Annotated in this window: 9 protein-coding genes; 4 read left to right on the top strand and 5 right to left on the bottom strand. The window is 70.7% G+C overall.

Annotated elements, in window-relative coordinates:
- The first annotated feature begins 32 nt into the window (after positions 1–32).
- From C1I93_RS24080 to C1I93_RS24065, 4 genes are read left to right on the top strand one after another with little or no spacing between them, the layout of a single operon-like run.
- The gene (locus C1I93_RS24080; protein WP_111245566.1) at positions 33–962 is read left to right on the top strand and encodes a hypothetical protein; all 930 of its coding nucleotides are present in this window, start codon (positions 33–35) and stop codon (positions 960–962) included.
- Positions 963–1,005: 43 nt separating this feature from the next.
- Positions 1,006–1,461 (top strand): ABA4-like family protein, encoded by a 456-nt coding sequence (locus tag C1I93_RS24075; protein WP_111245565.1) that lies wholly within the window; start codon positions 1,006–1,008, stop codon positions 1,459–1,461.
- Between the two features lie 5 nt (positions 1,462–1,466).
- Positions 1,467–2,759 carry a sensor histidine kinase gene (locus C1I93_RS24070; RefSeq protein WP_111245567.1) on the top strand — a complete coding sequence of 431 codons (1,293 nt, stop codon included), beginning with the start codon at positions 1,467–1,469 and terminating at the stop codon, positions 2,757–2,759.
- Entirely contained in the window at positions 2,756–3,382 is a 627-nt protein-coding gene (locus tag C1I93_RS24065; protein WP_111245564.1) for a response regulator transcription factor, read from the top strand. The genes C1I93_RS24070 and C1I93_RS24065 overlap by 4 nt, the downstream gene beginning before the upstream one ends.
- A 152-nt stretch (positions 3,383–3,534) precedes the next feature.
- Here C1I93_RS24065 and C1I93_RS24060 read toward each other — a convergent pair whose 3' ends face one another.
- The 5 genes from C1I93_RS24060 to C1I93_RS24040 all read right to left on the bottom strand — a co-directional run bounded on the left by C1I93_RS24060 (position 3,535) and on the right by C1I93_RS24040 (position 9,889).
- The gene (locus C1I93_RS24060) at positions 3,535–5,844 is read right to left on the bottom strand and encodes an alpha-L-fucosidase (RefSeq protein WP_111245563.1); all 2,310 of its coding nucleotides are present in this window, start codon (positions 5,842–5,844) and stop codon (positions 3,535–3,537) included.
- 233 nt (positions 5,845–6,077) lie between these two features.
- A complete protein-coding gene (locus C1I93_RS24055) occupies positions 6,078–6,380 on the bottom strand; it encodes a MoaD/ThiS family protein (RefSeq protein ID WP_111245562.1) in 303 nt (100 codons plus the stop codon).
- Positions 6,377–7,492 carry a WD40/YVTN/BNR-like repeat-containing protein gene (locus C1I93_RS24050; protein WP_111245561.1) on the bottom strand — a complete coding sequence of 372 codons (1,116 nt, stop codon included), beginning with the start codon at positions 7,490–7,492 and terminating at the stop codon, positions 6,377–6,379. Before C1I93_RS24050 ends, C1I93_RS24055 begins: the two co-directional genes overlap by 4 nt.
- A 95-nt stretch (positions 7,493–7,587) precedes the next feature.
- The gene (locus C1I93_RS24045) at positions 7,588–8,097 is read right to left on the bottom strand and encodes a hypothetical protein (RefSeq protein ID WP_111245560.1); all 510 of its coding nucleotides are present in this window, start codon (positions 8,095–8,097) and stop codon (positions 7,588–7,590) included.
- Positions 8,087–9,889, bottom strand: coding sequence for a RyR domain-containing protein (locus C1I93_RS24040; RefSeq protein WP_111245559.1), 1,803 nt, complete (start codon positions 9,887–9,889; stop codon positions 8,087–8,089). The genes C1I93_RS24045 and C1I93_RS24040 overlap by 11 nt, the downstream gene beginning before the upstream one ends.
- Positions 9,890–9,954 lie beyond the last annotated feature (65 nt).

Genomic DNA, 9,954 nt, shown 5'->3' with positions numbered 1-9,954 from the left:
TGGGGTGGGATCGGCGATGAGCATCTACTGGCATGACTGATTATCTGCGCCGGGCAGTGACCTGGCACCGCCCGTTGATGGTGTTCGTCTGGGCGATGGCGGGACTCGCCGTCGTCTCCGCCGTCGGCATCGTCGCCGACGACCGGGTGTTGACCGGCATGCCGATCTGGGTCAAGCCGTTCAAGTTCTCGGTGTCCCTGGCGGTGTACGGCATCACCCTGGCCTGGCTGCTGTCCCTGTTGCGCCGGCGCAGCCGGGTCGCGGAGTGGGCCGCCGTCGTCGTGGTGGCGACGGGGGTGGTGGAGATGCTCGTCATCGTCGTCCAGGTGTTGCGTGGTACGACCAGCCACTACAACGCGACGAGCCCGCTGAACGCCACCCTGTGGCAGCTGATGGGCGCGGCGATCATGGTGTTGTTCCTGGCGCACCTCGTGCTCGGCGTCGCGGTGCTGCGGCAACCGGTGACCGACCGAGCCAGCCGGTACGCCATCAGCCTCGGGTTGGGGCTGACGGCGCTCGGCATGCTGGTGGCGATCCCGATGGTGCGGCCCGGCCAGGCCCCGACCGTCGAAGGAATCGCGGGCGCGCACAGCGTGGGCGTGCCCGATGGTGGCCCCGGCCTGCCGCTGGTGGGTTGGAGCACCACCGGTGGCGACCTACGGATCGGTCACTTCGTGGGGCTGCACGCGGTGCAGGCGTTGCCGCTGTTGGCGATCCTGCTGAACCGGTTCCTCGGCAACCGACTGGACGTGCTCACCCGGGCCCGGCTGCTGCTGGTCGCCGGCGGGGCGTACGGCGGGCTGACGATCCTGGTGACCTGGCAGGCGCTGCGCGGGCAGCCGCTGCTGCGACCCGACGCCCTCACCCTGGGCGTCGCAGCCGCGCTGGTGGCCGCGACCGGGACCGCCGCCGCCCTGGTGCTGGCCCGGGCCCGCCGCCCCGACGTGGCACTGGCGGCGTGAGCATACGGATGGACGTCGAGGGACGGCGAGGAGGAGATCGGACATGAGCGAGCTGTTGTTCACCCTGACGTTCGCGGTGGCGGCGCCCTTCTGGGTGCTGATGATCCTGTTGCCGAAGTGGTCGGTGACCGAGCGGGTGGTCAGGTCGCCGCTGATCGTGGTGCCCGGCCTGCTGATCTACGCGCTGCTGGTGATCCCGGCGTTCGGGGAGGTGCTGCCGGCCGTGCTCTCGCCGACCCTCGACGGGGTACGCGACCTGCTGGGCAGCACGGACGGCGCGGCGGCCGGCTGGGCGCACATGATCGCGTTCGACCTGTTCGTGGGCCGGTGGGCGTGGCTGGACAGCCGGGAACGGGGGGTGCCGTCGCTGGTCATGGCGCCGGTGCTGGTGCTGACCATCCTGCTCGGTCCGATCGGCCTGGCCGCGTACCTGGCGGTGCGGCCCAGGTGGGGGGCGGCGGGTCGCGGCCACGGCCGAACCGAGCCGAACCTAGGCTGATCACCGTGGCCTGGGCGGGACGGCTGTTCGACGTGCGGGATCCGCTCGTGCGGATGGTGCTGCTGGTGCTCGCCGGCGTCGGCTATCTGTTCTTCGTCGTCCAGGGCGCCGCACCGGCCGGCCAGTGGCTCCTGGCGGTGCTCGCGTTCCTCGCCGGGCTGGCGCTGCACCGCCGACCGCTTGTCAACCTCCTCGCGCAGACCGCGTTGCTGGCGGTCGCGATCTGGCTGCTCGACGATGTCACGATCAACCAGATCGGCGCGAGTTGGGCGTTGCTCGAACTGACCATGCGGGCCGACCGGACCCGGATCATCTGGCTGGCCGCCGGCCTGCTGGCTGCGGTCGACCTGGTCGGCGCGATCGGCGACCCGCTTCCCCGCTTCCTCGCCGGCGTGTTCGGGCTGCTGCTGGAGGTCGGCGTCCCGCTGCTGCTCGGGCTGCTCATCCGGGCCAACCGGGAACTGTCGGAGCAGGCGCGGCAGCGGGCGGCGGAGGAGCAGCGCCGGCGGGACTCGGAGGCCCGGGCCGCGCGGGCCGACGAACGCAGCGCCATCGCCCGGGAACTGCACGACGTGGTCGCCCATCACGTGGCCTCCATGGTGCTGCGGGTCGGCGTGGCCCGGCACGTGTTGACGGAGCTGGATCCGAGGGTGGGCGCGGTCTTCGACGACGTGCACGGCACGGGGACCGCGGCCCTGGCCGACCTGCGCCGGCTGGTCGCGGTGCTGCGCGATCCCGATGGCGTACGCGGCGACGCGGCGTTGACCGCGATCGAGCCGTCCTCGCTTCCGGCCGCCCTCGGCGCGGCTGTCGACCGGGCCCGCCAGGCCGGGATCACCGTGGAGGCCGACATCGATCCGGCGATCACCACTGTCGACGCGGTACGCGGTCTGGCGGTGCTGCGGCTGACCCAGGAGTCGCTCACCAACGTGGCCAAGCACGCCGGCACCTCCGCGCTGGCGCGGCTGTCGGTGCGGCTGGTCGACGGGGCCGTGCACTGGGAGGTCACCGACAACGGGCGGGGCACGGTGGCCGCGGTGGTGCCGTCCGGTGGCGGCCACGGCCTCACCGGGATGCGGGAACGCGTCGAGGTCCTCGGCGGCCGGTTGTCGGCGGGCCCCACCGGTGCGGGTTGGCGGGTGGCCACCGTCCTGCCCGCCGCGCCCGCACCGTCGGCAACAACGGCCCCGGAGGCCACGGCGGCGCAGGCGGCGCAGCAACCCACGGCGGCGCAGGCGGATGGGACGCTGTCGCCGGAGGCTCAGGGCCCGGTCGGGCCGGAAACGGAGGCGACGTGATCCGGGTACTGCTCGTCGACGACCAGCATCTCATCCGGGCGGGCCTGCGGATGCTCTGCGACGCCCAACCGGACATCGAGGTCGTCGGCGAAGCCGACAACGGCCGCGACGCGGTGGCCCTGGCCGGTCAGCTGCGGCCCGACGTGGTGGTGATGGACCTGCGCATGCCGGGCGTCGACGGGATCACCGCGACCAGCCGCATCCTGGCCGACCGGCCCGGCACCCGGGTGCTGGTGCTCACCACCTTCGGCGACGACGACCACCTCTATCCCGCGCTGACCGCCGGCGCCTGCGGGTTCCTGCTCAAGGACGCACCCCCCACCGACCTGCTCGCGGGCATCCGCCGCGCCGCCGGCGGCGACAGCCCGTTCAGCCCGGAGGTGCTGCGCCGCCTGGTGCAGCGCGCGGTGCACGCCCGCGCCGGGGCACCGCCGCGGGTCGACGGGCTGACCACCCGGGAGCAGGAGGTGCTGGACCTGGTCGCCGAGGGGCTGTCCAACGCGGAGATCGCCGACCGGCTGCACATCGGGATCACCACGGTCAAGACCCACGTCACCAGCCTGATGGCCAAGACCGGCAGCCCGAACCGGGTACGCCTGGCCCTGTTCGCCCGAGGCGTCTGACCACCGACGGCCACGGCCCCTTCCCGCCGGGGCGCTGCCTACCGCCCGCTGCCGGCCGGCGGCAGGCCCCCGGCGCGCCGGTACGGGGTCTCCTCCGACCGGCTGTGGCGGCGACGGACCGTGGTCCGCCGCCGCCCGCACACCGGCCGGACCTAGTCGGTCACGGCGGTGAGGTGCCACCGGAGATTGGGACTGCTGTCGACTGTCCACTGTTTCAACGACGAGCCCGCCGGCACGTTGCCGCCGCTGTCCAGCGCGAGCCCGGTCTGTTTGTTGATCAGTTGGTACACACCTGCGCCGACGCTCACCAGGCGCCACAGTTGGCTGTCCGCCCCGGTCGCCGCCACCTGCTGGACGAAGGTGCCGCTGCCGAGCCCCAACCCGTCGATCACCAGGCCGGTGGTGGGGTTGGCGATCTCGTGGTAGCCGGGGGTCTTCTCGGTCAGCTTCCATTCCTGTTCGGGACTACCGTCGGGAGCCTGTTGCTTCACCGGGGTACCGGTGCCGCCGGAGTCGGTGTCGAGCGCGAAGCTGTTCGTCACGTTCGTGACCACGAACGGCTTGCTGAGGTCCTTGACGACCCGGATCGATCCCACCGCTGTCTTCTTCGGCAGGGACCGGACCGCGCTGGTGTAGGTGGTCGGCGTACCCGTGAAGTTGTCGCCGGGGTACAGGACCAGCGCCGTGCCGGGCGCGACGTGCACCGAGGAGAGCTTCGCCCGGGTCAGGCCCAGGTCGGCCAGTTCGGCAGTGGTGTACTCGCCCGGGGCCAGCAGCGCGCTGACGCCCCGGAAGTCCTTGTCCTGGTAGACGCTCGCGCCGTCGGCGGCGGGACGCGGGGTCGGAATGCCCTTCTTGAAGGAGAGCTTGAGCACGTACGCGGACGACGCGACGGGACGCTGCCCCGGCATCGTCACCTTCAGGCCGTCCGGGTCCTGGCGTACGTTCTTGGTCAGGTTGATGGACTTCTTGGCGCTGCTACCGAGCAGCTCGACCTTCTTCAGGTCGGCCAGGTTGGTGGTGTCCGAGCCCAGGGTAGTGATGTTGAGGACCTGGTTGTCCCCCGGCCAACCCAGCACCGTGGCGTAGAGCGTGTCGTCCTTCTTGTTCCGGGTGAACCGGATGTCGGTGTTGGTGCCGACCTTGGGCGCGACGAACGAGCCGCCACCCATCTTGGTCGGACCCTCGCCGTAGATGTCCCAGGCCCGGGTGGAGTAGATCGACTCGCCGTACCGGCCGAGGTAGTCCCCGATGTCGTGCAGCACGTCCCGCTGCCCCTGCGGGATTTCCCCCTCCAGGGTCGGCGAGACGTTCAGCAGCATGTTGCCGTTCTTGCTGACCCGGTCGATCAGGGCGTGGATCATCTGCTGCGACGAGTAGTAACCGATGCCCGTGGTGTAGCTCCAACTGCTCGACGAGATCGCGTCGTCGGTGAGCCAGTACGGGCGGACGATGTCCGCCGGCCCACCGCGCTCGTAGTCCTCGACCGCGCTGCGGTTGTCGAAGCCGCCGTCAAAGTGCTTGTAGGTGGTCACCACCTCCTTGCCCCACTGCTCGGCCTGGTTGAAGTAGTAGGCCAGGAAGTTGAGGCGCTGCTGCTCGTCGACGGCGCACGGCCCCGGGTCGCCGTGGCAGTAGCCGGGGCTGTCGAGACCGAAGTCGTTCCAGATGATGTCCGGCTGGCTCTGGTCGATCACTTCCTTCTGCTTGTCGAACCAGAGCTGGTCCGCCTCCTCGCGAGGCAGCTGGCCGTAGAGCTTGCGCAGGCTGGGGTCGGACTGCGGGGCGACGAACCGGAAGAAACCGTTGTAGTTGAACGAGTGGTGCATCGCCACCAGCAGCTTCATGTCCTGCTTGCGGATCGCCTCCGCGAAGATCTTCAGCAGGTCCAGCTTGGGGCCGCGGTCAGCGGAGTTCCACTCGTTGACCTCGCTGTCCCACATGGAGTATCCATCGTGGTGCTCGGCGACAGGCCCGCCGAAGCGCGCGCCGGCCTGCTTGAACAGGCGCGCCCACTCGTCCGGGTCGAACTTGCCACCCTCCGACTTCAGGACCGGCTTGAACTGGACGTGGTTGCCGGCCTTGTCGACTCCGCCGTCGATGAACTTCTCGTAGCCCCACTCGGTCTGCGGGTCGCCGTAGGTGGCCCGATGATGGTTGTTGATGCCACTGCCGTTGACGTACATCTCGCGGCCGTACCACTCGTGCCCGTACTGCGGGGTGGTGAAGGCGCCCCAGTGCCAGTAGATGCCGAACTTCGCGTCCTTGAACCACTCCGGCGAGGCGACGTGCTGGTTGACCGAATCCCAGGTCGGCTCATAGGTGGCGGTGGTGGTGGGCGGTGACGAGGGTGCCGCGGTGCGGGGCGACGCCCCTGCCGGTGGACCGGCCAACAACCCGAGGCCCAGCGCGCCGGTGGCTGTCAGGGCGGTGGCGGCACGCAGAATTGATCGATTCGTCATACGTGGGAAACTCCCTCGACGCAGAGACGTGTTTCGAACTTCACATACATCTGATGTTATGCACGTCGATCATGGGAGGTCAAGGGCTGTCTCCAGCAGAGACAGCTCAGCGGTGGCAATTCATCAGATTAATAGTCGATCATGCGCAACACAGCCGCGATCACGTGGCAGTCCCCCGGCACCGCTCCTCTGTTCGGCGGGGCCACGGACGGACCGCATCGACAGGAGACGCTCTAGCCGCCGGCCATCGCGCCCAGGATGATCAGTGGTTCCTCGCCCGTGACGACCCGCTCGGGCAGGGGTGCGTCCGGTGCGGTGTGGGAGAGGTCCTCCTCGCAGGCGTAGAAGCGGACAAAGGCGCGGCGCTTACCGCTGTGGCGATCCCGGATGGTGCCGAGCAGCATCGGGTAGCGCGCCTCGATGGCGTCCAGCACCCGGCGCTGGGTGGCCGGCTCCGGGCCGGCCACCTCCAGGCGTACCTCACCTGTGACGTGTGCCAGGGTCTTCAGGTGCGCCGGGAGGACGACCCGGATCACGGCAGCACCTGGGCCTCGACGGAGAGCACGGCCGGCAGGTCCCGGACGATCGGCGCCCACGTGTCGCCGCCGTCGGCAGAGTGGTAGACCTGGCCGCCGGTGGTGCCGAAATAGATCCCGCACGGGTCGAGGGTGTCGACCGCCATCGCGTCCCGCAGGACGTTGACGTAGCAGTGCGACTGCGGCAGCCCGTGGGTGAGCGCTTCCCACTCGTCGCCGCCGGTGCGGCTGCGGTAGACCCGCAGCTTGCCCTCGGGCGGGTAGTGCTCCGAGTCGCTCTTGATCGGCACCACGTAGACGGTCTCCGGGTCGTTCGCGTCCACCGCGATCGGGAACCCGAAGTCCGACGGCAGGTCACCGCTGATCTCGCGCCAGCTCTCGCCGGCGTCGTCACTGCGCATCACGTCCCAGTGCTTCTGCATGAACAGCGTGTCCGGCCGGGACGGATGCTGGGCGATGTGGTGCACACAGTGCCCGACCTCGGCATCCTGGTCGGGGATCTCCCCCGACCGCAGCCCCTTGTTGATCGGCGACCAGCTCGCACCGGCGTCGTCGCTGCGGAACGCGCCCGCCGCCGAGATGGCGACGTAGATCCGGTCGGAGTGCACCGGATCCAGGATGATGGTGTGCAGGCAGAGACCGCCCGCGCCGGGCTGCCACAACGGCCCGGTCGAGTGGGTCCGCAGGGCGGTCAACTCGGTCCACTGCTGGCCCCCGTCGTGGGAGACGAAGAGGGCGGCGTCCTCGGCGCCGGCGTAGACGACGTCGGGGTCGTGCCGGGACGGTTCAAGGTGCCAGATCCGTTTGAACTCCCACGGGCGTGGGGTGCCGTCGTACCACAGGTGCTCGCCGACCTCGCCGGCGTAGCCGAAGTCGTTGCCCACCGTGCTCCAGCTCCGGCCGCCGTCGTCGGAGCGCTGGATGAGCTGCCCGAACCAGCCGCCGGACTGGGACGCGTAGAGCCGGTCCGGATCGGCCGGCGACCCGGTCAGGTGGAAGATTTCCCAGCCGCCGAAGTGCGGCCCGTCGACGGTCCAGGCATCGCGCCGGCCATCGGAGGTCAGGATGAACGCGCCCTTGCGGGTACCGACAAGTACCCGTACGCCACTCATTCGATGCATCCTCTCGTCGTACTCCCCAGGTATGACGTTTTTCGCGCCTGCGATCCGGACAACGAACGGACCGCTCCACGGGAGCGGATGCGTCCTCACCGGGCGGGGGTGGCGCGGCGGGCGTCGGCGGGCCAGAGGACTGTGGTCGGGATGGCCCGCTGCCGGGCCCAGCGGACGGTCTGATCCGTCGACGCGGCGTGGCAGCCCGGCTCGCCGTCCCAGACGGCCAACAGCCGGTCCACCCGGCGGAGCAGTTCCCGGTTGGCGGCCACGTAGGCGGCCGTGCCGGAGCTGCGGTAGCCGGTGTGCACGACAAGCGTGGCCCGCGCCAGCAGCTCGTCGAACGCGGCCCGGTGCGCCGGGTCGATGGTGTCCCGGTAGTCCAGCGCCGGCAGCACCACCTCGTAGCTGCCGCCGGTGGCCAGCACCGCCCACGCGAAGATCTGGTCGGTGCCGGCCGCCAGGCAGGTGACGCCGTGCACGGGCCGGTCACTGATCCGCCGCAGCTCCACCCGGAGCGCGTCGGCGACGAGCCGTTCGGTGGCGGGGGTCAGGTTGATGTGCCCGGCGACACCGACACGGAGCGGGGCGGGGTCAGTCGCCATCAGGCGATCCTCCTCGCTGACCGGGTACGACGGAGGTCAACCGGATCAACTCGAACCCGCTGTCGGACAGCACGTCCGGCAGCGTACGGATCTCCTCGCGGTTCTGCTCCTGGATGTCGGGGCTCAGCTCGTCCCACGGCCGCAACTCGGGGTGCCGTTGCCGGACGTCGTCGCGCGGCCTGCCGTAGGTCCAGCCCTCGCCCCGCCGTTCCCGGCACCACCGCTCGTGTTCCAGGCGGGCCAACTGGTCGAGCCGGTCGTCGATGGCCCGACCGGCCGCCGTGACGTCGCCACTACTGCCGTGCCGAGGCGCCACCACGCAACCGAGATCCAGCAGCTTGGCAGCGATGTCCTGCACGTAGCTGCGGTTGGCCCGGCGCAGTGACTCGGGCAGCCGGGACCAGGTCACCATCGCCGGCGCCGTACCGAGGCGTGCCCCGGAGCGCAGCTTCGCGTGCAGGTACCGCTCGTGGATCTGTTCAGCGAGCCGTTCGGTGAGGTCCTCGGCGATCAGCCGGGCGTCGCAGGCGCGCGTCAACACCGGATACAGCCGCAGCTTGCCGTGCACCTCGTCGAGCAGGTCGTGGCGGGGGTCGCCGTGGAAGGCGGCGGCGAGTGCGGCCTGCCGGTAGACCGGCACGAACACGGCACTGCGCGCCCCCTGCCAGAGCGCGGGTGTGTCCAGCACGAACTGCAGACCGCTGGTCTCGTCCGGTACGCAGACGTAGATCCGGTCGTAGCCGCCGGAGCCGAGCTGCTCCAGCCCGGTCAGCTCCTCGACGGCCCGGTCGTAGGCCGCCACCTGGCAGACCGTGTCCAGGAACGGGTAGCGGGAGGTGGCGAGGGCGAGTTCGGTGCTGGCGTCGGGAGCCACCAGGTCGACACGCAGCGGCGGATCCACGCCACCGGGCTCGCCGCGCCGGGTACGCCAGTGCCGGGCCGTCTCCACCAGCAGCGCTCGCCGGAAGCTGCCGTCACCGACGATGAGCACCCGGGGCGGCCGGTCGGCGACGGGCCGCAGCGGGTGGTGCCGGTGCAGCGCGCGGGCGGCGATGTCGTCGACGTGGAAGTAGTCCAGCCGCAATCGGCTGGAACCGGCCGCCCCCAACCGCCGGGCCTGCAACGACAGGCACATCTCGGAGTCGTGGACCTGGACGTAGACCCGCGGCGGTGGTCGCCGGTCGGTGATCAGTCGGCTCGCCGTGTTGGCGATCGCGTGGTTCAGGTCGTCGTCGTGGGTGCAGGCGTAGATGGTGTGGGCGCGCGGCAGACCGGCCCCGCGCAACACCTCGGCACTTGTCGGGTCGCCGATCACGCCGAGGTACCGACGTTGGCGGTACTCCAGCGGTCCGAACGGCTCGGAGCGGACCACGACCACCCGTTCACCGTCGGCGAAGAGCCGGTCGGCGAGCATCTGGGCGAACTGGGAGTCGCCGCAGACCAGCGCGTGGTTGCTGGCCCGTCGGGCGCGCAACCGACGGATCTCGGCGGCCAGCAGCAGTCGACCCGCCTCGGCCACCGCGAGCAGGGTGAACAGCGGGGCGAGGAACCGGGCGACCTGCAACTGCCACGGCAGGGGGCCGGACTGCTCGAAGGGCTCGGCGCTGAGCACGAAGAGCTGAAGATCGTAATAGAGCACGTCGTACGCGTCGTGGATGGTCCCGGGACGCAACTGCCCGAACCGCTGGAAGCCGAGGTAGCCGAGGACCAGGGCGGTCAGGCCGACGACGCCGAAGGCCAACCGCAGCCACCACGCGACCGGACGGGCGAAGCCGGCGACCGGATGCGTCATCGAGCGGAGACCGCGGTCGGCAGATCGTGGCGTGGCGGGCCGTGGCGGGGCGGGCCGTAGCGGGG

The organism is Micromonospora endophytica (assembly GCF_003236305.1).
Classification (GTDB): Bacteria; Actinomycetota; Actinomycetes; order Mycobacteriales; family Micromonosporaceae; genus Micromonospora; species Micromonospora endophytica.
Note: the sequence above shows the minus strand (reverse complement) of the source record. Positions and strands in the feature narration are given on the sequence as shown.